The sequence below is a fragment of the Sphingobacterium sp. B16(2022) genome (assembly GCF_012030425.1).
In the GTDB taxonomy this organism is placed as follows: Bacteria; Bacteroidota; Bacteroidia; order Sphingobacteriales; family Sphingobacteriaceae; genus Sphingobacterium; species Sphingobacterium anhuiense.
Window position 1 is genome coordinate 703,494 of sequence record NZ_JAAUVN010000001.1, and the last position, 23,517, is coordinate 727,010.

General features: G+C 37.7%; 14 protein-coding genes. 7 read left to right on the top strand and 7 right to left on the bottom strand.

The genetic code is table 11. The features are described 5' to 3' along the window. Positions 1 to 220: 220 nt before the first annotated feature. On the bottom strand, positions 221 to 2,977 hold the full coding sequence (locus HCX49_RS03185) for a substrate-binding domain-containing protein (RefSeq protein WP_168126100.1): 2,757 nt from the start codon (positions 2,975 to 2,977) through the stop codon (positions 221 to 223). A 547-nt stretch (positions 2,978 to 3,524) separates the two neighbouring features. On the opposite strand from HCX49_RS03185, the gene HCX49_RS03190 reads away from it, so the two are divergent. The 6 genes from HCX49_RS03190 (at position 3,525) to HCX49_RS03215 (ending at position 13,214) form a co-directional block, all read left to right on the top strand. After that, positions 3,525 to 4,853 (top strand): sugar porter family MFS transporter, encoded by a 1,329-nt coding sequence (locus HCX49_RS03190; RefSeq protein ID WP_168126101.1) that lies wholly within the window; start codon positions 3,525 to 3,527, stop codon positions 4,851 to 4,853. 65 nt (positions 4,854 to 4,918) lie between these two features. After that, the gene (locus HCX49_RS03195; RefSeq protein ID WP_168126102.1) at positions 4,919 to 5,848 is read left to right on the top strand and encodes a carbohydrate kinase family protein; all 930 of its coding nucleotides are present in this window, start codon (positions 4,919 to 4,921) and stop codon (positions 5,846 to 5,848) included. 59 nt (positions 5,849 to 5,907) lie between these two features. Next, positions 5,908 to 9,033, top strand: a complete 3,126-nt coding sequence (locus tag HCX49_RS03200) for a SusC/RagA family TonB-linked outer membrane protein (protein WP_168126103.1) — start codon at positions 5,908 to 5,910, stop codon at positions 9,031 to 9,033. A 34-nt stretch (positions 9,034 to 9,067) separates the two neighbouring features. Continuing rightward, the gene (locus HCX49_RS03205; protein WP_168126104.1) at positions 9,068 to 10,750 is read left to right on the top strand and encodes a RagB/SusD family nutrient uptake outer membrane protein; all 1,683 of its coding nucleotides are present in this window, start codon (positions 9,068 to 9,070) and stop codon (positions 10,748 to 10,750) included. A 183-nt stretch (positions 10,751 to 10,933) separates the two neighbouring features. Next, positions 10,934 to 11,557 carry a hypothetical protein gene (locus tag HCX49_RS03210; RefSeq protein WP_168126105.1) on the top strand — a complete coding sequence of 208 codons (624 nt, stop codon included), beginning with the start codon at positions 10,934 to 10,936 and terminating at the stop codon, positions 11,555 to 11,557. 154 nt (positions 11,558 to 11,711) lie between these two features. Then, positions 11,712 to 13,214: a glycoside hydrolase family 32 protein gene (locus HCX49_RS03215; protein ID WP_206368192.1), complete on the top strand. Its 1,503-nt coding sequence runs from the start codon at positions 11,712 to 11,714 to the stop codon at positions 13,212 to 13,214. A 325-nt stretch (positions 13,215 to 13,539) separates the two neighbouring features. Here the strand turns inward: HCX49_RS03215 and HCX49_RS03220 are convergent, their stop codons facing one another. From HCX49_RS03220 to HCX49_RS03240, 5 genes are all read right to left on the bottom strand, one after another. Next, positions 13,540 to 15,012 carry a TlpA disulfide reductase family protein gene (locus HCX49_RS03220; RefSeq protein WP_168126106.1) on the bottom strand — a complete coding sequence of 491 codons (1,473 nt, stop codon included), beginning with the start codon at positions 15,010 to 15,012 and terminating at the stop codon, positions 13,540 to 13,542. Between the two features lie 27 nt (positions 15,013 to 15,039). Continuing rightward, on the bottom strand, positions 15,040 to 16,422 hold the full coding sequence (locus HCX49_RS03225; RefSeq protein ID WP_168126107.1) for a RagB/SusD family nutrient uptake outer membrane protein: 1,383 nt from the start codon (positions 16,420 to 16,422) through the stop codon (positions 15,040 to 15,042). Between the two features lie 11 nt (positions 16,423 to 16,433). After that, positions 16,434 to 19,784 (bottom strand): SusC/RagA family TonB-linked outer membrane protein, encoded by a 3,351-nt coding sequence (locus HCX49_RS03230; RefSeq protein ID WP_168126108.1) that lies wholly within the window; start codon positions 19,782 to 19,784, stop codon positions 16,434 to 16,436. Between the two features lie 24 nt (positions 19,785 to 19,808). Continuing rightward, on the bottom strand, positions 19,809 to 20,831 hold the full coding sequence (locus HCX49_RS03235) for a FecR family protein (protein WP_168126109.1): 1,023 nt from the start codon (positions 20,829 to 20,831) through the stop codon (positions 19,809 to 19,811). 90 nt (positions 20,832 to 20,921) lie between these two features. Continuing rightward, complete coding sequence (locus tag HCX49_RS03240) at positions 20,922 to 21,503, bottom strand: RNA polymerase sigma factor (RefSeq protein ID WP_168126110.1); 582 nt, start codon at positions 21,501 to 21,503, stop codon at positions 20,922 to 20,924. A gap of 497 nt (positions 21,504 to 22,000) precedes the next feature. Here HCX49_RS03240 and HCX49_RS03245 point away from each other — a divergent pair, with 497 nt between their 5' ends. Continuing rightward, positions 22,001 to 22,771: a hypothetical protein gene (locus tag HCX49_RS03245; protein WP_168126111.1), complete on the top strand. Its 771-nt coding sequence runs from the start codon at positions 22,001 to 22,003 to the stop codon at positions 22,769 to 22,771. Positions 22,772 to 22,816: 45 nt separating this feature from the next. On the opposite strand, the gene HCX49_RS03250 is transcribed toward HCX49_RS03245, so the two are convergent. Further along, a complete protein-coding gene (locus HCX49_RS03250) occupies positions 22,817 to 23,377 on the bottom strand; it encodes a suppressor of fused domain protein (RefSeq protein WP_168126112.1) in 561 nt (186 codons plus the stop codon). Positions 23,378 to 23,517 lie beyond the last annotated feature (140 nt).

The following is a 23,517-nucleotide window of genomic DNA, read 5'->3' on the forward strand; positions in this document are numbered from 1 at the left end:
AATCAAATCTCATACATGACAAATAATTATTTTATGAAATCCTTCTTGATTTTAATCTTGAATGATTTATGTTTTTTGATTGAAATTAGACATCGACATTCCCCTGTTAATTTTTTACAGTCCATTCCAGTGTTAATGCACTAAAATTGTTAAATTCAAATTATCTTACTTACAAAAGCACTTCAAGCCAAAGTGTTTCGCCGTAGAAAATTCCAACGACTTATCCTTTTAATTGATCCTTTCGAAAAACGGTTGGAGTTACACCGAACTGTTTACGAAATGCTGCCGTAAAATATGTCCCGGAAGAAAAACCTACTTTTTCTGCAATTTCATTTACATGTAGGCCTTCGAGCAGTAGGTTTTGTGCTTTAGCCATACGCCGTTGTAAAAGATAGTCATTGACACTGCAATTTAATAATGCTTTTGTTTTTCGATAAAGTTGTATCCGTGATAAATTCAGTTCCTTGGCAATGTCCTCGACACTCAGGGTTTTATCGGAAAGATGTCCTTCGACAACCATGGACAATCCCTGTAAAAAACGTTTGTCCTGCGGAGTATGTGAATCAATTTCTGTTTTATTTTCCGAAGGCTTGAGCAAAGTGCCATACTGCTCTTTGAGTTTCTGACGGGACAGAATTAAGTTGGCGACTACTGCTTTAAGGTGGTCCACCTTAAATGGTTTTGTCAGATAGGCATCTGCCATATGGCGCATTCCCTCAATGATACTTTCCTCCGTATCAAGAGCACTAAGTAGAAGTACGGGTATTTGGTTGAACTGCGAATTGTTTTTAACGGTTTTCAATAATTCGATACCTGTTTCATCAGGAAGCATAATATCGCTGAGGATCAGGTCAGGATAATTGGTTTTCATTTTTTTAAGAGCGTCGGAATAGCTTTTGGCAAAAATGAGATTATATTCTTTTTCTAAAATTTCTTTCAAGAAACGCATAATATCAGGATGATCTTCAACAATCAAGATATTAGCTGCTCTGTTGGAACAGAAGGAGACCGAATCAACATCAAAATCTTCCAAATTTTCCTGTGGCAAGTTTCTTTCAAAGTGTAATATTGAAGGCTCATATTGGGAGTTCTTTTTTTCTTCTTCCAAAAGATGAAGATGACCCGTAGGCAAGCGTAAAGTGAAAGCAGATCCCATTCCTTTTTTACTGCTAGCGGTTACTTGTCCATGATGAAGTTCAACAATCTGTTTTACATAAGCAAGACCTATTCCCGATCCAGGAAGATGCTGTTCACCTTTGTAGAAATTGTCAAATATATGATCTAAGTCACTGGCTGCGATACCTGATCCATTGTCAATTACACGGATAAGAAAATAATCTCCAAATGTATTTTCTTCTACGGTCAAGCTGATGGTTCCTCCTTTTGGGGTATATTTAAATGCGTTGGATAGCAGGTTCGAAAAAGCATGTTCCATCAGTTGCTCGCTTATCCAGATCTCTTTCAGAGGTGTCTTGCTGAGATAACTTAAGGAGATGCCCTTCTTCTTGGCCAAAGGTCTAAAATTAGCAATGATCTGTTGGATGAAATTATCAATGTGTACCGCAGTAACCTGTAATTTTAATTTAGATTTATCAATCCTATGGATATCAATGAGGTCGTGCACGAGGTCTTGAAGTTTTTTAGCATTCCGTTCGATGTACGCAAGTTTTTCTCTACTGTTAGCGGAAAGAGATTTTTCTTTTTCTAATTCTTCAAGTGGTCCCATGATAAGGGTCAGGGGAGTCTTGAATTCGTGGGAAACATTGGTGAAAAACTTGCTCTGTTCTTCTGCTCCATTTTGAATCTGTTGATTCATCTCAACAATCTGTTGCTGTTGTTGTAAAATTTCTTCGTTCTGATTTTTAAGTTGCTTGTTTTTTTTACGGTTGTTGCCAATCATAACAATCGAAATACCTCCTAGAATAATCGAGATCACCAGGCTCGTCATGACAACCTGGAGAGTTGTTTTTTGGTTGTTGTAAATCTGATTTTGCTTTACGATAAACTCCTGTCTCTTGTCGATATCTTTTTGTTGTTCTTGAATCTTATTCGACTGGAGCATCATCAGGTTCGCATTCTCTTTATTTATAACCAGCGTGCCCAGTATGTTTTCCCGTTTATAAGGAGTTTTTTCTAAAATTGCTATTGCCGTCCGGATCGCTTCTGTGCCCCCGGTTGGGTAAAGCATAGAAGCGTAAAGCGTACCATTTGCTATTTCTTCCAAACCATTTTTTGCTCCAGGCAATGCATCGATACCAATAATTTTCTTTTTGTCATTACCATTTTCACGGAGAGCCTGGATGGCCCCAAAGGCCATTTGGTCATTAAAAGCGAAGATAAGATCTTGTTTCTGTAAATCTTCAATTTGTTTTTTCGCTAAAGCATAGGCTGTAGCCCTGCTCCAATCAGAATGAAGTTCCAATCCTACCTGCGTTTTACCGGCACTATCTAGCCCCATCATCAAGCCTTTTTTTCTTTCTATAGAAGCTGAAGTACCCTTTAAGCCAGTAATAACCCCGATTTGTCCCTTTCCATTAAGAACATTTGAAATATATTGGCCCGCTAATTTACCAATTGTAAGATTATCAGCTCCAACATAAGCATTGTAAAGACCCGAAGACGTTTTTCGATCTGTAACGATGACAGGGATTTTCATTTGGAAAACTGAGTCTACAATTGGTGTTACGGGAGCCGCTTCATTCGGAGAAACAATTAAGAGATCAATATCATTTTTTAGCAGTTCCCTAATTTGCGAAATCTGTACTTGGTTACTCCCTTCAGCATCTCGATATATAAATTTAACATTAGGATAGAAAGACAACTCTCTTTTCATTTCCTCCAACATGGTCTCCCGCCAAGAATCATTACCAGTACATTGTGAGAATGCTATTGTGTAATTTTTGCCCTCATTCTTAGGATTACAAGAATGAAACAATAGCGATATCATGATCGACAATATACAGTATACTCTTAACATGTTGGATTAATGGATTATTGATGATATATGCTCAAACTTAGATGTATATATTGCTTCATATACAATTGCATCACATATTAAACAAATATATTGATATCTCCACTGTCATCAAGAATTATTTTTATAGAAAAAAACGAACCATATTTTTTTTAATCACCCAATTGCTTTTTCAGCGTATTTGATAAATTGGTTTTATTCTAAATTATATTTCAAGGTCGCAGAAAATAAAACCGATCATCTTGATCAATTATGATAAAGCGCAGATCCTCGTGTAGACAAATGTCAAATTTCACCCATTTTCAAAGATTTTAAAATATACTTAGTGTAAAAACAACACAGGTTTTGATTTATAGATGAATGTAACATCACCTATGTTTTTTGTCAAAAAAACACTTTTTCACTGTTTAGTAAAGCATTTTAATGTGCTGTTTTTTAATTGTTTATGTGTTTTTTGATCTTGATGTAAATTTGATGCAATTTGTCATGTAAAAATTCAGGTCTTGTAATCTTAGCTGTTAATTTTGAGTAAATCAATTATAAATTTAAAATGAACAAAAATTCAGTTTTGATATGGTCATTCGTGGTGGCCTTGGGGGGATTTCTCTTCGGTTTTGACACAGCAGTTATTTCAGGTGCCGAGAAGGCTGTTCAGGTATTCTGGTCTCTAAATGAATTTCAACATGGTCTTACGATGGCGATCGCGTTATTAGGTACAGTTATAGGAGCAGCAATGGGCGCATATCCATCGGACAGATTAGGACGTAAGAATACTCTGTTTCTGGTTGCCGCACTTTATTTTTTCTCTGCTATTGGTACAGCTCTGGTCCTAGATTGGAACATGTTTATTTTGTTTCGATTTCTAGGCGGGATAGGAGTCGGCGTCTCTTCTGTAACCGCACCAATTTATATTTCTGAAATTTCCCCTGCAAAATCCCGTGGCAAGCTAGTCGGATTATTTCAGTTCAATGTTGTGTTTGGGATCTTGGTCGCATACCTTTCAAATTATTTTATAGGTCAAACAGGGGAAGAGTCTTGGCGTTGGATGCTCGGAGTACAGGCAATCCCATCATTGATTTTCTTTGTGCTGATATTCTTTATTCCGGAAAGTCCCCGTTGGTTGCTTTTGCACCGAGGTAAAAAGGATGAAGCAATAGCGATTATGCGTAAAGTAAGCGGTGATCAAGCTGAAAATGATGTTGAACAGATGTTGAACAGCCGTCAAAGAGGTCAAGAAAAAGGTGAGAGCCAATTATTTTCCAAATCGAACCGTACACCTGTTATTCTAGCGGTACTATTTGCAGTTTTTAATCAAGTATCCGGTATCAATGCCATTATTTATTATGCGCCACGTGTTTTTGAGATGGCAGGTTTAGGCGGTCAGAGTTCTTTACTTTCTACTGTTGGTATTGGTGTTGTTAATTTTGTGTTTACTTTGATTGGTATAAATTTTATCGACAAGATTGGCCGTCGCAAACTGATGTTCATTGGTTCATTTGGGCTAATCGCTTCTCTTTCTCTTGTTTCGCACGCTTTCTTTGCGGGTCAAATTGAGGGAATAAAAGTCACCATTTATTTGATGTTGTTTATCGCATTTTTTGCACTCTCGCAGGGAGCGGTAATCTGGGTTTTTATCTCTGAGATTTTTCCGAATGATGTCCGTGCCAAGGGGCAAACATTGGGAAGCTTAACCCACTGGGTGATGGCCGCAGTAATTACATTTTGTTTTCCTGCATTAACAGAACTGCTTGGTGGAGGTTATACCTTCATGATTTTTGCAGTTTGCATGTTTTTGCAGCTATTGTACGTATGGAAGATGATGCCAGAAACCAAAGGAAAATCTTTGGAAGATATGGATGGACCGATACCCATGCACTAAGTCAGGATTTAAAACAGAATTACGGTTAATTAAGATCATAAACATCTGATTCCGATAAAAATATTATGAAAAACGAGGTATTAAATATTAAGGGGGTTTGTTTTGGAGAAATTCTTTGGGACAATCTGCCTACAGGAAGAAAATTAGGTGGTGCTCCGCTAAATGTTGCCTATCACCTCAATAAATTGGGGATTTATACCGATGTGCTTACAAGGGTAGGGAGCGATGCAAATGGTCAGGAAATTGTTTCATTGTGCCGTGAGCTTTCGATTCCTTTAACATTATTTCAGGAAGATCATATCTTACCTACATCTACAGTAGAAGTCCATATTGATGACAAAAAAGATGTTCGCTATGAAATCGTCTATCCCGTCGCTTGGGATCACATTACACTTGGCGAACAAGAATTACAAACAGTTCGTGAAGCAGATTTTTTTGTGTTCGGGAGTTTATCCACACGAAATGATGTCAGCTACCAGACATTAAAAGGCTTAGTTAAACAAGCAAAGTATAAGATCCTTGATGTCAATCTTCGCGCACCATTTTATACAAAAGAACGGATTTTTGAATTGATCGGCTATGCTGATTTAGTCAAAATGAATGAAGAAGAATTGGGCTTTGTTTCGGCGTGGTTAGGCTTACCTCCAGATATGAGCGATCAGTCGAAATCGGAGGCCGTGATGAATCATTTTGCAGTTCCGGAATTGATCGTGACCTATGGCGCCGCGGGTGCAATCTATCATTCTACAGCAGGACATTTCAGTCATCATTATCCTGCTCTGAAAGTGGAAGTGAAGGACACAATTGGTAGTGGCGATTCATTTTTAGCCGCTTTTCTATCGTTACGTTGCCGCAATGACAAGAATATCCCTGCAGAAGAGATATTGGAGTTTGCAGCTACGCTAAGCGGTTATGTTACGCAGAGCAGCGGTGCATGCCCAAATTATGATGCTACGGCTATAAATCGATTTGTGTGGCTGAATGAGTTGCAATAATTAAATTTTACATAAGAAAATCAATCTAAATAATTATCCATTTATAAAATAACCAAATTATGTTTACGAGAGAGAAAATCATGCTGTTTCTGTCTTTGATTCTTTTTTCTGTAGCCAGTTATGCACAGCAGGCAACCATTAAAGGAAGAGTCACAGATAGTGGAACGGCAGCACCATTAGAAGGTGCATCTTTGATTGCCAGAGGTACGGGGCAGGCAACCAAGACAGATGAAAAAGGAGAATTTACGATCCAGGTATCCAGTAGCAATCCTACACTTGAAATATCGAATGTAGGCTATACAACACAAACTATCGCAATCGGGGAAAAGAAGTTTGTGGAGATCCGTCTAGTCAGCACAGAACAAGGGCTTGATGAAGTTGTGGTGACGGGGTACCAGACAGAGCGGAAACGAGATCTCACAGGTGCAGTCAGTGTGGTCAATGTTACAGAAATGATGAAAGCCCCTGAAAATAATCCCATCAAAGCACTTCAGGGCCGGGTGGCAGGAATGACCGTGACATCTGATGGTAATCCAAGCGGTGCTGCTACAGTGCGTATGCGAGGAATCAGCTCAATCAACAGTAGTCAGGACCCATTATATATTATCGATGGGATGCCATCACAGGGTGGTATGCACGAACTGAATTCCAATGACATTCAAAGTATTCAGGTATTGAAAGATGCTTCATCGGCAAGTATCTATGGTTCTCGTGCTGCCAATGGTGTCATTGTAATTACGACAAAGAAAGGCAAAATTGGAGCCCCAAAGCTTACATTCGACGCATTTCTAACCAACACCTATTTTAATAACCGTATGAAGGTGCTCAATTCCCTGGAATATGGTCAAGCTTTATGGCAGGCAACCATGAACAGTGGCGGAAATCCTAATGGTAATAATATTGGATATCAATTTGATTGGAACAATAATGCCAATGGTGATCCACAGTTAAATCATGTGTACGTTTCTAAATATATTGACCGGGAGCATACCATGTATGCTGCTGATACAGATTGGTTCAATGAAGTTTCCAAACCAGGTTTGCTCCAATCTTATAATGCGACACTTAGTTCAGCGACAGAAAAATCGAGTTCGTTTTTTTCTTTAGGATATCTGCACAATAACGGTACAATTAAACATACAAGTTTCCAACGGATATCAGCACGTATGAATACTGACTACAAACTCTTCGACGGTAAGTTGGTTATCGGAGAAAATTTCACGGTCAACAATACGGGTGAAGTTCAAGTACCGGGGGATGTCCTCGATCTATCTTTAAAAGCCTTGCCGATTATACCGGTACATACCGTAGACGGAGCAGGATGGGGTGGTCCGTCATTAGGTATGAACGACCGTCATAATCCAATGCGTTTACTGTATGATAATCGAAATAATAAATATAATTTTTGGCGTCTATTTGGCAATGTCTATGCCGATCTACAGATCATAAAAGACTTACATGTCCGTACCAGTTATGGTATTGATTATAGTAATTTTTACAAACGGAATATGGAGTTTTCTTATCGTTCGGGCTTCATGAACAGCGATCGGAGCGGTGTGAATATGGAACAGAAGCACGGTATGAAATGGACCTTATCCAATACGGCAACCTATAGGAAAGTTATCGAGAAGCATGCAATTGATTTATTAGCTGGTATGGAAATGAATCGTCAAAATGATATCAGCTTCAATGCATATACTGCAGGTAATGGTGCTTTTGCCATTGAAACACCTGAATACATGTGGCCAGGTGTAAGTACTGGAACAGCAGCAGTAGGTGGCGGTTCAACAGGCTTTTCGCTTCTTTCTTACTTCGGAAAGGCGAATTATGCATACGATGACCGTTACCTTGCTTCCTTTACTGTGCGACATGACGGTTCATCAAGATTCGGAAAAAATAACCGTTTTGCAACATTTCCAGCCGTGACCGCAGGATGGCGGATTTCAGGAGAGCGCTTTATGGAAGGAACAAAAGGTTATATATCAGATTTAAAACTTCGTGTAGGCTGGGGGCAGACCGGAAATCAAGGAATTGGAGATCTAGCTACTTATGCACTGTTTGTGCCAGAGTATGGTATTGGCGATCCAACCTGGAATATTATAGACGGGACCGCATACGATCTTTCGGGAACAGGATCGGGAATATTGCCATCAGGATACCGTAAAATTCAAACCGAAAATAATGATCTGAAGTGGGAAACAACCACACAGACCAACATTGGGTTAGATTTTTCATTCTTTAATCAGAGTCTATATGGATCGATCGACTGGTATGTCAAAGCAACAAAAGACATGTTGATCAATCCTGCCTATATCGGTGTAGTAGGAGAAGGTGGCTACCGTTGGGCGAATGGAGCTTCGATGGAAAATAAAGGTGTGGACATTTCTGCAGGATATCGTAATAAAACTGCTTTTGGTTTAGACTATGATATAACAGGAGTTTTTTCAGCATATAAAAATAAAATTACCCATTTACCAGAAGCAGTTGAAAATTCATATGGTGGCCGTCAGGGTGATAATATCATAGGTCGACCATTAGGCTCATTCTATGGTTATGTGACTGATGGAATCTTTCAGAATCAAGATCAGGTCGATGCGCATGTCAATCAGGCAGGTAAAGGTATTGGACGCCTAAGGTATGTAAATGTCTATGATGGCGATAGTCAGATTACAGATCTGGACCGTACCTGGATCGGTAGTCCGCACCCCGATTTTTCATACAGTCTAAATATTGCATTGAAATACAAAAGGTTTGATCTATCGGCTTACTTTCAGGGAGTACAAGGTATTGATGTTGAAAATTGGTTAAAGAAGCAGACCGATTTTTGGAGTGTTGATGATGTAAACTCCAATAAAGGTACCCGCTTACTCAATGCCTGGACGCCACAGAATGCTAATTCTACTATTCCAGCACTGCAGACAGTAAACAATAACGATGAGGGACGTCTATCCAATTATTTTATAGAAAATGGATCGTATATGAAACTTCGTAATTTATCTCTGGGCTATACATTACCAACAGATGTCGCCTCGCGGTTACGCATGAGCCGTTTACGCATATATGTTACCGGTCAGAATCTATTTACTGTAAAATCAAAGAATTTTACGGGTGTTGATCCTGAAAACGTCGGATGGGGATATCCCATACCGACCACATGGACAGCAGGACTTAACATTGGTTTCTAATTAATGAGTGTGTGATTAAAAACAAATTATTCTCATGAAAACAACATTTAATAAAATAATAATAACGGTATTGGCCGCAGGACTTTTGTCCGGATGTAATAAGTTCTTGGACGAAACACCAAAAGGCGTATTGAGTTCCGATCAGGTGAAGGAGCCTGAAAGATTACTTACAGCCACTTATGCAGCTTTGGGAAACGATCACTATGATGTTCCATTTAGTTTATGGCCATATGGAACGGTACGATCTGACGATGCCTATAAAGGAGGTTCAGGGCCTCAAGATATACAGGTCTTTCATTTTCTGGAAACGGCAAACAATATTACACCGACTTTTGATGAAGTAAACCGGCTCTGGTTTCAACTATATGTATCGATTTCCCGTGCTAATACCACGATCCGGACGATTCAGGAAATGGGTGATTTTGCGAATAAAGACGAAAAAATGGCAGAAGCAAGATTTCTCCGTGGACACTTTTATTTTATGCTCAAGATCCTTTTCAAATATGTACCGTATATTGATGAGCAAGTGCCGATAGACAGCTATGAAACGATTGATAACCGAGCGTTAACCAATGATGCATTATGGCAGAAGATCGCAGATGATTTTCAATATGCAGCAGATCATTTGCCAGTTGTTCAGACAGAGGTTGGTCGTGCCAGCCGTATTGCTGCTGCCGCGTACTTAGCAAAAACATATTTGTATAAAGCTTACCGTCAGGACAATCAAGAGCGACATGCAGTCACCAGTATAAATCAGACAGATCTTGAAAAAGTAGTACAGAGTACAGATATTGTCTTATCCTCAAATCGTACATTAGAAACAGATTTCGGATTTAATTTCCTGCCGGGTCAATATGAAAACGGTACCGAAGCACTTTTTTCGATTCAATTTTCCAAAGATGACGGAACGAAATTTGGTCGAGTGAACTTATCTGATGTCCTTTCTGTGCCGATGGGATTGGGGTGCTGTGATTTCAATAAACCTAGTCAAAGTTTGGTGAATGCCTTCCGTACTACGGGAAAAGGATTGCCTTTGGATAACTATAATACGCTTAATACATTTAATGTTGCGGAGAAATACGATCCTCGGCTTTTTCATACTGTTGCAATTCCAAATTTACCATATAAATACAGTGCGAAACATGTGTATGAAGAAAGCTGGACCCGTAATCCGTCGGAATACGCTATGTATGCCTCTTTGAAAGAAAATGTTGATCCAGACTGTGATTGTTTTGTTCCGATGGTACCCTTTTATGCGAATACAAAAAATCGTATCGTCATTCGTTTTGCAGATGTATTGTTAATGCGTGCCGAAGCACTTATTGAACTTCACCGTTCCCAAGAAGCACTACCATTGATCAACCAGGTACGCATACGTGCAAAAAACAGTGTGACACTGACGGGCTATGCAACAGATAAGATGCTCATTGAAACGTATAAAAATGGAGAAAATATCATTTGGAACGAAGAAAATGCACGGAAAGCCTTACGTTGGGAGCGCCGATTAGAATTGGCCATGGAGAACGGACGTTTTTTTGATCTCGTGCGCTGGGGGATCGCAGGTGAGTCTATGAACGCTTATTACGATGTCGAAAAATCACGTAGATCATATTATGCTTCTTCCCATTTTACTGCCGATAAGTATGAGTATCTGCCTATTCCGGAAGCACAGATCAGATTGAGTAAATACTTGTATAAGCAGAATGCAGGATATTAACACTTGTTCATTTTGTGATGGTGAAATGAAGTGGAAAAAAATTAGTTAATGAAAAGATCCTGAATGTATCCTTTGTAACTGTATAAAGAATATGTTCAGGATAGTTTTCTGCTAAATAAATAGAGACATGAATCAATCAATGCTCGAATGCATTGATATCACTTGTAAAACAATTATAAATCAATGAAAACATTAAATAATATTATAGGCTTAGGAATTTTCCTGCTCTTTATCGGATTGTTTACATCTTGTAAGGAGGACTCAGCTACATCGCTCGATTTGAGTTCGGATGTCAATATCCTTTCTTTTAAAGTGGGAAATACAGCAGGCGTTGTCGATAACGAGAAAGGCACAATTAGTGTACTTGTACCAGCAGGGACGGATCTTTCTGCGGTAAAGCCGAGTATTGCAATACCTGAAAATGCAACTGTCGCCCCAGCTTCTGGAAGTGCTCAGAATTTCACCTTTTCTTCAACAACACCGTTAGTTTATCGTGTATATAATGGAAACTTTTTTAATACCTACCAGGTAACAGTTAAGGAGATTATAGCCGAAATAACAGCTTTCCGAATAGGTAACAAAGTGGGTATTATTAATCAAGAAAATAAAAGTATCACCATATATCTACCGGTTGGTACAGCTGTAAAAGAACTCAATCCCTCAGTAGAATTTACTAATGGAGCAAGTATAGCACCGGGGCAGGGCGGATATGTTGATTTCAGTTCAGCCGTAAAGTATACGCTTACTTATATGGGGCAAACATTTCCATACACGGTGACTGTAGTTTTGGGCGACGAACCAGGATAAAGAATACGTACACTGCCGCTTTTATAATGCACATATTATAAATCAAAGTTTGAAACTTTTTTAATGAATCGATTAAAGTTAGCGGAATTAAACGGAGAAATAATAATAAAACAATTAATTTGTATTTGATAAACCTTACAGAAAAATTTAAATCATGATGAAGAAATTAGCATTTATATTACTAGCACTTCCTTTATTTAGCTACGCACAGACTGGAAGTACGAAACAAGATAAGCAAATGGTACAAGTGGAAAATTATCGCCCATTATATCATTTTACACCAAAAGAAGGGTGGATGAACGATCCAAATGGAATGGTATATAACAATGGTACTTATCATCTATTCTATCAGCATAATCCAGATGAACCGAAATGGGGTCCCATGCATTGGGGACATGCTACCAGCACAGATCTTGTGCATTGGGAAGAACAGAAAATAGCACTGTATCCGGATAGCCTAGGAACCATATTTTCAGGTAGCGCTGTTATTGATAAAGATGATACAGCTGGTTTTGGCAAAGATGCTATGGTCGCGATCTTTACACATCACAACCACAAAGAAGAAGACAAGAGAACCGGTTTACATCAATACCAGAGCTTGGCATATAGTTTAGATCAAGGTAAAACTTGGGAAAAGTACAAGGGAAATCCTGTATTGCCCAATCCTGGAATCTGGGATTTCAGGGATCCAAAGGTGATGTGGCACGAAAAATCGCAGGCATGGATCATGACTTTAGCAACAAAGGACTGTATCACATTTTATTCCTCTAAAAATCTGAAAGAATGGAAGATGGAAAGTAGTTTCGGAAAAGAAATCGGAGCTCATGGTGGCGTATGGGAATGTCCAGATCTGTTCCCAATGACAGATAATGGGGTAACAAAATGGATATTATTGGTCAGTATAAATCCAGGAGGACCAAATGGTGGTTCTGCGACACAGTATTTTGTTGGAGATTTTGATGGAAAGCATTTCACAACAGATGATACCCAGATTAAGTGGTTGGATTGGGGAACAGATAATTATGCGGGTGTAACCTGGAATAATGTGAAGGATCGTCATTTATTTATCGGATGGATGAGCAATTGGCAGTATGCGAATGAGGTACCCACATTAAAATGGCGGTCGGCTTCTACGATCGCACGTGAATTATCATTGACAAGCATAAATAAACAGTATTATGTAGCAAGTAAACCCGCTAAAGAAATTGAAAATACTTTTAAAATATCGAAAACAATTGCTCCCAAAAAAGTAAACGAGATTCTGTTAAGTGATCATCTGCCTACAGGATTCCGATTGGACATCAGTAAACTGAAAGTGCAGGATTTTAAGATTATTTTATTCAATAAAGAAGGAAATGAGCTAACAGTTGGGTATAATAAGGCCAAAGATCAGTATTTTATCAATCGTAGTGAATCTGGAAATATATTGTTTAGTCACGATTTTCCTAAAAAGCATGTAGCTCCTCGTCTTTCAAAAGAGTCTCAAGTAGACATGAACGTATTTTTTGATGTGACTTCTGTCGAGTTTTTTGCAGATAACGGACTTTCGGTGATGACAGACATATTTTTCCCTGATAGTCCTATGACCCATTTAAAAATTACAAGCAATGCTCCTTTAGAATATCAAAATATTATTATTTCAGAATATAAAAAATAGTCAATTACAGCAATAGACGGCTATAGGAATTAATTTTAGCCAGCTCAGAAACGCTTTCTTCATTAGATTGGAGGAAGCGTTTTTTGGATTTTAGCATAGGTGTGGCATCAATTTGGTTTATTTACATTCAAAACTTCACTTATCCGCAACTTAGTATTATAAATTTATAATATGTTTAAAATTAGAAAAGCCAGCTTCTATTAAAAAAGCTGGCTTTTGTGATAAAGTGAAAATTTGCAATAATTTTTTAATATTAACCTAGCACAACCGCACCATTGTAGGGTAGTAATTTTCCCTACTATTTTAATTTTAAATCTAGTATTTTTTAACCTTTAAAGGGTTTCTTTGCAGCTTCGATCAACTCCTTCATTTCTAATTTTATATAGTCAACATTCGGCGTTGATCCTGTTAAGAAATATCGAATATTTCCTTCCTTATCAATAATAAATTTAGCAGGAATACCTTTCACACCAAATTTGGCAGCCATTACCTCACCAGTTTGAGGATCTTTTTGATCATCATAAAGAACTTCAAAAGGATAATTATTTTTTGTTATAAAAGACAACACATTTTCTTTATAATTTTTGTCGCGTTCCCAAGTATTCATAAACAAGAATTGAACATCTTTATCATTTGCATATGATTCCTGTGCAGCTTTCATCCCCGGAAATGAACGCACACAAGGCTGACACCAAGTAGCCCAGAAATCAAGAACGACAACTTTTCCTTTTAAACTGGCTAACGATACCTTTTCACCTTTTAAATTGAGCAATTCAAAATTTGGAGCAGGTTTGAAGGTTGCCATCTCTTTAATATGGTCACGTATGGTCTGTGTTAAAGTTTCTTTTAATGATGCATTAAAATTTTCGTAACCCTGAGCAGATCCGTTCAATTCCAAATAGAGTTTTTTAAGATCATTTTCAACAGCAAATTGTCCTTTAGCATATAATTTCGTCAAAATATTGTATGCCTCAAGTTTTCGTCCGGTTCCCATCAACGACTTGTAGTAAACCATTGCTAATCCGTCAGCTTGTTCAGGAGCTGCTTTCAGTGCATTTTCTATGTAACCAAGTGCATCGTTATATTTTTTCTGAGCTACTAAGATATTGACATAAGCAGACATAGAGCTGGCATAACCCATGGAAGCAAATCTTGCTTTATTGTCTTTTTGATCCTCAGGCAGGCTTAGGTAATAATAACTGTCATCCATCGCAGTTTTTAGGATCGGTGCTGCGGTGACTGTATCTCCTGCCGATAATAAAATCTGGCCTACGGGTAGATATCCATTGCCACGCCAAAATTTTTCTTTCATTTCGCCAAGGTAATGGATAGCTTTAGGGGCATTTCCATCATTTGCAAATCCCTGCGCTAAATTGGCTAAAACATAATCATAGGTCAAAAGCTCTTCGCTGAAGTTTTTGGACGGCCACTTTTTGTTCAGGTCATTATAAGCTTTTTCTTTCTCCTGGACAGTAGATGCGTTATAAAAAACATTGGTAATAAAAGCATCGCGGGTCAGTGATCCCTTAGGATATTTTTTTTTCGCAATAGCTTCTACCGAAACCTGTTGCTGTTCCTTTCCCAATGACCTTAGGATATTGATTGTTGTACGGAACTCTTGCTCTGTTTTATAGCTCTTAATTTCGGTCAAAAGTACATTTGTAAGCGAATCTTTTTGAGCTATGCTGCCTTTTTCTATTATAGGGAGATATTTTTGAAATTTGTCTCCTGATGCCTTTTGTGCCATTACATTAGCTAGGGCAAAAGTCAAGGCAATGGTTAAGATTGTTGTTTTCATTTTTTAATAATCAGTTTAGATAATAATTTAGTTTTCGTATCCAGGATTTTGTGTCAGCTTAGTATTGATCAGAATTTGAGCCTGAGGAATTGGAAAAAGCACATCTGTAGGTTGCCAATTTGATTTAACAGGCGAAAGAACCTCGTTAGCACGTTCAGTACGTTTAAGATCAAGCCAGCGATGACCATACTCTCCAAAAAATTCATGCAGACGCTCAGTTTCTATCGCGGTCAATAACTGTGTTTGGTTGCTGCCGTTATTGATACCTGTTAATCCGGCACGACTGCGTACAGCATCAATATCAGCGCGTGCACCGCGTAGGTTATTGAGTCTGCTTCTGGCTTCAGCACGTATAAGATATTGTTCAGCCAAACGTAGTATGATATGATATTCTGCACCTGTTCCAGAAGCTACTTTATACTTAGTGATGGCATAGTAGTTCTTACCTGAAATGGTTTTAAGACTTGTCCAGTTCATTTTTCTTAAATCCGTTGTGGACGATGACTCGAAACTGTTGTATACTGCATCGGGAAGCGTATAACCAGGGACAGCAGTCGCTGCGGTAATGTAGTTTGCTCCGAAAGTTGTGACACCAGTCAGATTTCCCAGTTGAAGGATAACTTCGCTACTGGTGTTTTGGAAGTTTTTGTCTGGAGCAGGCATACCATAATCAGAAGACTGCAATACTTTGGTCGCATACAATTCGGCATTTTGATAGTCTTTTTGATACAAATATACTCTGGCTAATAAGGCGCTGGCGGCAGCTTTATTTGCACGTCCTCTTGGACTGGCAGTTGCATCATAGTTGGTCTGCATTTTACTCTCTGCATCTTTGAGGTCACTGACGATCTGATCATAGACTTGCTGTTTACCCGCCCTTGGTAGAGAAGCATCTTCAAATGCATAGAGGTCATTCCGCAATTGTAAAGGGACATCACCATATAGATTCACAAGATAGAAATAAGCATAAGCTCGAAAAAATTTAGCTTCACCTATCAGCTGATCTTTTATAGTTGGCGTGAGGGAATTGGAAGCATCCAAACCTGAGATGGCATTATTGGTATTCTTGATCAATTGATAACAATTATACCACAGGTTAGCCACATTATTATTTGTATTTAAGATATTATTACTTGCGAACTCTGTTATACCAGCATCTGTCGCATTATATTGAAGGTCGTCTGCCGCGATTCCAGTAAAGAACGTGGTCGTACCAGACAAGTTGATATTTAATACTGTGCTGTACAATCCACGGATCACACTATTTGCTGATGCATCTGATGCAAACGCATCTCCAGTGATAACCTGAGTCGGTGGAGCGCCAAGATCTACAAATTTTTCGCAGGAACTAAATAAAAGTGCCCCATTGGTCAGTATAAGCGATATGATGGTTTTATTGTTTAATTTCATTGTTGTACGTTTTAAAATTGACAGTTAAATCCAAAGACAATTGTGCGCAATGGAGGTAGCACTTGTGAGATAGTTCCTGTACCTAAACCAGATGGACCGCCCTGAACTGTAGTTTCCGTATCCAGTACATACTTGTTTTTTGCCCAGGTAAACAGATTCTGGCCCTGCATAAATACACTACAATTGGACATTTTCAATCTTGAAGTCCATTTTTTTGGCAGGTTATAGGAAAGATTTATAGATCTCAATTTAATATAAGATGCATCCCCGTACACAGCATCAGAGCTACTGTATAGATTGTATGAATTATTTAAAGCAGTTCCTGCAGGTGTAGAAGTTGGTGATGACGGTGTGATCGCACCAGGAATATCTGTATTCGGATTTGTTGGAGACCATCTTCCAAGCCAGTATTCATTCTGGTTAACCATTGCTCCAGGTCTTGTATTTAAAATTTTGGTTACTCCAAATCTATGGTTAAACTGGAAAAATACGCCCAGCTCAAATCCTTTGTATGAAAACGTATTATTAAATCCACCATAAAATGGTGTTCCTAAGTCAGCAACATAACGGTCATCTCCATTGATAACTCCATCACCATTCCGGTCTTCATAAGTTGCTCTGCCAGTTGTTTCATCTACCCCCTGATAATGATAAAGACGGGTCAGATTGAGTGGCTCTCCAACGAGAAAACTGCTTGCATAGAATGTATTTTCAATTCCTGGAAATTCCACTAATTTATTTTTATAGAATGTGAAGTTGGCCGATGTTTTCCATGTGAAATTTTCTGTAGCAATATTGGTGGTATTCAATTCCAATTCCAGACCCGTATTTTGAATAAGTGCAGGAAGATTAGCCTTATAACTGTTATACCCAACTTGAGTACTTAGAATAAGATCGGTAATCTGATCACCTGACCGGTTTCTAAAATAGTTACCCGTGAATAAGATGCGGTCTCTTAAGAAACCAAGATCCAGCGCAAATTCCATCTTTTTGGTTGTTTCCCATTTGATATATTCATTAGGAAGTGTTCCAATGTTCATCGAAGGATTATTTAGATAGGCTGTAGCAGAGGAATAGAGTGGCAGATACATATAGTTTGATATCTGATCATTCCCGGTTGTACCATAACTTGCTCTTAACTTCCCGAAACTTAGAAACGGAAGTTTGTCCTGCACAAAATCTTCTTTTCCAAATACCCAGCCAAGGCCTATCGCGCCGAAATTTCCAAACCTGTTTTTTGGGCCAAAACGTGAAGAACCATCCCTTCTGAATGTTCCATTAAATAAATACTTCTCATTCCAGTCGTAATTCACTTTTCCAAATACAGCATTATATTTATAATAAACAAGATTGTTGCTTGCAGTGAAAGTTCCTGCTGCACTGAGCGATCCTAAAAGTGCATCATTGCTATAATTAGATCCATTAGTTGTCTGTGAGCGGGAGGAATTCTGCTGGAAACTCGTACCGATTAATGCTGTTAATTTACCTTGACCAATATTTTTGACGTAATCCAATGTGGGTTCGATAATCCAGTTCTCAGCTTTTGTATTAGAAAAAGCAGATGAGCCCAATGGATTCGTCAGGGTATTATTTAAGGATGAAATCGGTGTCTGGTTATTTTGGTTGAGCTGTGTTATGGTGTACCCGAAATTTGTTTTAACGGTCAGTCCAGGGATAATCTTATAACTCAAGTTTGCATTTGAAATAAGGTTATTTGTAGTTCCTATGTATTTTCTGTTGAGCATAGCAATAGGATTGTTGATCCCTGCTGATGACGGTAGCCAATAAAATCTGCCGTTGTCATCATAAATAGGGTAGTTGGGAGGCAGGTTGTACATGGAAGTAATATCCGAAGATGGCATATCCGAATTATCATTGGCATAACTTACAGATAGTGCCGCATTAAACTTCTTGTCTGCAGACGTATGATCCAGGTTGAGACGAGAGGTAAACCTGCTATTTTTACTGTCTCCATAAAATACCGTGCTTTCGCGTCTGTATCCTGAATTAAAGAAAAAGCGTGTAGATTCATTTCCGCCGGACATATTCGCTTGTATATCGGTAATATGACCTTTATTGCCGATCAGCATTTTTTGCCAGTCTGTAGATTTATTCTGGTCCCACAACAAAAGGTCTGGAGCATTTGTTGCAGTTGGTACCGTACCATCATTAACAAAAGCTTCCTTTCTCAAGGATAGGTATTCTTCCAGATTCATCATCGGGATAAATCGATTAACTTCCGTAAATCCAGTGTTAAAATTAACACCGATGCGCGTGCGTCCCGATGATCCTTTTTTTGTTGTGATCAATACGACACCATTGGCACCACGGCTACCATAAATTGCTGTGGCATCGGCATCCTTCAGTACATCTATACGTTCAATGTCAGAAGGGTTAATCATACTAAATGGACTTAGACCGCCAGAAGATCCAGAAATACCAAAAGAGTTTAGATTGTCGGTTGCAGGTTGACCGCCGTTAAAATTAGTGAAAGGTACGCCATCAATAACGTACAGAGGAATAGATCCTGAGGTCGTTCCGCTTAATGAAGCCTGGTTTCTGATCTGTATCTGTACCGCACTTCCTGGTACACCGTTATTTTGGGCAATCAGTACACCTGACATTCTACCGGCTAATGCAGCCAGGGGATTACTTACAGGTTGAGATGCAATATCTTTAGCTGTTATCGAAGCTACGGATCCCGTATTTAATCGACGTGTTGTTGTTCCATATCCGATCACGACAACTTCTTCTAAACTGCCTTCTTCAGGCTTCAACCGGATAGGAGTAGTGTTTGCAAGAAGCTGTTTGGCTGAGACCTCCACCTTCTGGTAACCCATGAAAGAAAATATGATGGTGATATCTTCATTGGGTATCCTCAATCCCCACTGTCCATTCACATCAGTAGCTGTACTTGTCTGTATATTCCGGTATGCCTCTTTTTGCCAATCTTTTATTATCACGGACACACCTGCTAACGGAGAGCCATTTTCATTAAGTACTTGTCCGGCCAAATGTAGCTGACTTTGTTTCTTTTCTTTTATGGCTATTATATTATTATCCAGCAGTTCCCAGGTCAGATTACTTCCTGAAAGAGATTTTGAGAGCACGTCCTTGATACTGATTTTGTCAGCTATAATATTTACTGTTGAATTGGGAAGTATAGCCTTGCTGAAGAACATTTTGTATTTACTGTTTTCATTTATTGTCTGAAACACGTCTTCCAGTTTGCCAGACTTTATGGATACATCAATTTTTTCAGTTTGTGAATAGGCAAAACTCTGCACATGCACTGTGCTGAGACAAACCAGAAGCAGTGCCAATCTGGATTCTTTTTTAAATTTAGGTACTGTTTTGTTCATATGAGTTATGTAGGTTAGTTTGTTTTAAAATAGCTGTATTTGATTGTTACCTGTCTTTTTGATCTGGAAGTAATTGACCGTCTGCAGTGCTTTTAAGATATTGTCTAAATCTTCATTTTCAAATGTTGCAGAGAAGCGCTTAGTTGCGATTTTACTACTTAAGATCTGTATCTCCACACCATACATACGTTCTAATTTTATAACAATATCTGCCAATCTTTCATCACGGATGGTCATCCGTTTAAGCATCCATTCTGTTTCGAGTGCAGTACCGTCTTGATTTGAGACAACTAAAGGCTGGACTGAAACTGTGGCATTTTGCAGAGAAACAACTTTTGGATTGGTAGATTGTGCATTGTTATGGATAACCGCATTAGACAGCACAAACTTTTCATTCGGGTTCAAGATAAATTTTTTATCCGTATGGCCAGTTTTCCATATCGAAACTTTTCCCCGTATTAAAGCAGTTTCTGCATTTCTTTCATTTTCATAGTCACGAACATTAAAAGCAGTTCCCAGGACGCTGATTTCCATTCTAGGAGTATGGATGATAAAAGGTTTTTTTGGATTTTTAGCGACATCGAAAAATGCTTCACCGATTAAAATCACTTCACGTTTAGAAGAGTCTTTAAAAGAATTAGGATAAATAATTCTACTGGATGCATTTAGCGTAATTTTTGTTCCATCTTCTAAGGTAATATGGCGCTGTTGTCCACTTGCTAAGTTGATTTCTATATTTTTTAAGCTACTGTTTTTGTACAGATATTGATATGCAATAGAAATACAGAAAAGTGCTACAGTCGCGGCAATAGCAAGTTTAATCATACCGATTTTTCGGATGGGTGTTGGAGAAATTTTGTTTACGACATTTTCCTGGATTCTTCTTTTTATTTCATTCTGTTTTTCATGATCAAGTTGATCCAAGATATCTGGGCGTGACGAAAAACTTTCAAAAAAATTTTCGACAATTTCCGCTTCCTCTTTGTTGCATTTACCTTTTAAGTATTTATCTATAAGATTTTGAAGCCTTGGGTTATGATGTTCCATTTTTGATTAGTACAGTATTTATATATACAGTGTACTTAAATCGGAATATCGTACTAGTCTAAAAGTGATTTATTTGCAACTTGCTTGAAATCAATGAAATAAAGTTAGTATAAAAACTAAAAAATGTTGAATGATTAATTTTCTTAGCTTAGCAATGGAGATACCTAAATGGTTTTGTATTGTATTTTGTGAGCTTTCAGTCATTTCGCTTATTTCTTTTGTAGAAAATTCATCGAGATATCTCATTTTAAAAATTTCTTTTCTTTTCTGTGGCAAATGGGCAATCCATTCTTCTATTAGAGATTTTAAATCTTTTTCAGCATATTGATCATATTCTGAAATCTCATGTTTCTGCATTAACGATAGATTTTCTTCGAGCATTGATTTTGTTCTTCTGTTTTTCTTGTAAACTTCAAAAACTTTGAACTTCATACAGGTACGCAGATAGGCTTCAAGATTCTGGATATCTCTCACCGCTCTCTGCTGCCAAAGATCTATAAATACATCTTGCACCACTTCCTCACAAAGAGCCATATTATTAAGTCGTTTAAAGGACTCATTCACTAGAACGGACCAGTATCGCTCATAGATAACGTTGAAAGCATCCAGATCGCCCAATTTTAGACGCTCTAGTAAACTCTCGTTACTATGCCATACATGTTCGTTTTTCATTATGATATTAGTGTGAATCACTTGGTTTTGGTTTCCAAATGTTTAAGTAATATTGTATTTTTTTTCAATTATAATAATATTTATGGCTTATGACAACTTTTTTGTTAATTTTATTCATATATCCTTTATGAAAAAACGTATGCGGTCTGTATGGGTGATAATATTTGCATGAGTTGAGGAGTCCATAATTTCTTGAATAAGAATTTTATACATGATTTATGCTGTTAATAATCAATTGGTTTATAGTCGAAGTTAACATTTGTTTATGAAGAAAGCGTAACAGTGTTTTACTTTCGAATATATTATTGTACATAAATTTTTCACGACTGTTATGCTGAAATTTTTATTGCATAATACCAGTTTTTCAAAATTTATTATTGTTTTATATTAAATAATCGTTTTATGATTTAAGAAAGGAATTCTTATGTGAATAAAATGCTGAAATATTCATCATTAATCAACATATTTAATAAGGGATAATAAAGCGTCTATTTAAAATGGGTACATTTGATTTTTTGAAACGATGGAATAGCAAACCTTCAATAAAGAAGAGATTAAGAAAACTGCTTAATTCCTTTAATGAATCATTTGCTGATAAGCAATATTTTCAACAAAGTGTAGAATACAACCATCAGGAGGAGTGGGAGCTTACAATTGAAAGTCTGATAGAGTTAGGTATTAACGGAACCGTACAGTTCACTAAAGAAGTGTGGGTTGAACTATATCAGCTGGCTAACGAAATAGGGCTAGATGAAAGCGCAAACTATTGCCGAAAACAAATTGACCTGATAGCATCTGAAATTTGTGAAATAGACGAGGTTGATGAATTAGGATTTACTAAGTCTGAATTGGAAGAGTATGACAAGCACGTCAGGTTTTACTATACCAATATCGTCAATTCGCTTATTCTGTTCACTTATAAATCTAGAGAACTGGAACTTATGGCATCTCCAATTTACGACCCAATGACAGAGCTTTATGAGGAATTGGAATATGCGTATACACCGGTGTGCTTCGAAACGGTATTTAGAAATAACCTAATACCAATCATATACAAACAAGAACTACTGACGTTCAAAACTAAGGTCGATCAAATGCCAAGTGAGATATGGGATTGGGAATATTTGGAAGAACATCCGAGCTGGATAAACATAAGAACTGATGCTGAAGAAATATTAAAGAAAATGGGAATAACGCACCGCGTATATGATTATTCATTCACCAATATAATATCATCAAGTGGAGAAGTGATCAAAAAGAAAGAATAGTAATAAGATTTTGAACAATAATCTTGAATCAAAACATGTTAATTTTTAAATTAAACTGGCTCTTTCAGGACTTAGATAATTTAATTCTTTTTCTTCAAAAATTGTCTCTAGAGCATCATATCCAAATTCAATTTTAAAATCCCGTTCAGCTTTTGTTATAGGAATATACCAAAAGCATTTGATGGTTTTATGATCTATATCTATTTGCTCAAAGTCAGGTTTTTCCAGATAAGGAAAAGATATAAAGCCATGGTCCCATAACGATTCCCCCAACCAAGGTTGTCCTAAATTAACTGTGTGATGTAAGTTCAATGGCGCATCGTTTCGATGGTAGCTTGCACAGTAGCAGAGAAGGTCTACAAGTAATGAATTCTTTTCAGCGGCATAAATGAATAACTCAATCAAGTTTTCATCCCACCTGTTTAATGACATTCCTACTGTACAATAGGTGTACATATTATGAATCTGATTGGGAGGAAACTCTAATATGAAAAATTCAGGATCGAGTTTATTTATTGGTCCCTTATCAATTTTATGCACAATTCCTGAAATACCAAAGTATTGTTCATAATGCCTCTTCAACTTATCTCTATAAACATTGATCATATTTTATAAAACAATTTATGTGCTGAATTTAGCATTTTGAATCCATCTTCACAACTTCACCTATCTATTTCCCTCATTCACCGAGTTTTTAGTTTGTTTAGTCTAATTGCCATTGTGTAGGGACGATCTACACCCTACTT

Bases quoted from the DNA above. Each gene is read 5' to 3' on its own strand.
- HCX49_RS03185 (WP_168126100.1), bottom strand. From the start codon at position 2,977: ATGTTAAGAGTATACTGTATATTGTCGATCATGATATCGCTATTGTTT.
- HCX49_RS03245 (WP_168126111.1), top strand. From the start codon at position 22,001: ATGGGTACATTTGATTTTTTGAAACGATGGAATAGCAAACCTTCAATA.
- HCX49_RS03220 (WP_168126106.1), bottom strand. From the start codon at position 15,012: ATGAAAACAACAATCTTAACCATTGCCTTGACTTTTGCCCTAGCTAAT.
- HCX49_RS03195 (WP_168126102.1), top strand. From the start codon at position 4,919: ATGAAAAACGAGGTATTAAATATTAAGGGGGTTTGTTTTGGAGAAATT.
- HCX49_RS03240 (WP_168126110.1), bottom strand. From the start codon at position 21,503: ATGAAAAACGAACATGTATGGCATAGTAACGAGAGTTTACTAGAGCGT.
- HCX49_RS03250 (WP_168126112.1), bottom strand. From the start codon at position 23,377: ATGATCAATGTTTATAGAGATAAGTTGAAGAGGCATTATGAACAATAC.
- HCX49_RS03205 (WP_168126104.1), top strand. From the start codon at position 9,068: ATGAAAACAACATTTAATAAAATAATAATAACGGTATTGGCCGCAGGA.
- HCX49_RS03235 (WP_168126109.1), bottom strand. From the start codon at position 20,831: ATGGAACATCATAACCCAAGGCTTCAAAATCTTATAGATAAATACTTA.
- HCX49_RS03210 (WP_168126105.1), top strand. From the start codon at position 10,934: ATGAAAACATTAAATAATATTATAGGCTTAGGAATTTTCCTGCTCTTT.
- HCX49_RS03225 (WP_168126107.1), bottom strand. From the start codon at position 16,422: ATGAAATTAAACAATAAAACCATCATATCGCTTATACTGACCAATGGG.
- HCX49_RS03230 (WP_168126108.1), bottom strand. From the start codon at position 19,784: ATGAACAAAACAGTACCTAAATTTAAAAAAGAATCCAGATTGGCACTG.
- HCX49_RS03215 (WP_206368192.1), top strand. From the start codon at position 11,712: ATGATGAAGAAATTAGCATTTATATTACTAGCACTTCCTTTATTTAGC.
- HCX49_RS03190 (WP_168126101.1), top strand. From the start codon at position 3,525: ATGAACAAAAATTCAGTTTTGATATGGTCATTCGTGGTGGCCTTGGGG.
- HCX49_RS03200 (WP_168126103.1), top strand. From the start codon at position 5,908: ATGTTTACGAGAGAGAAAATCATGCTGTTTCTGTCTTTGATTCTTTTT.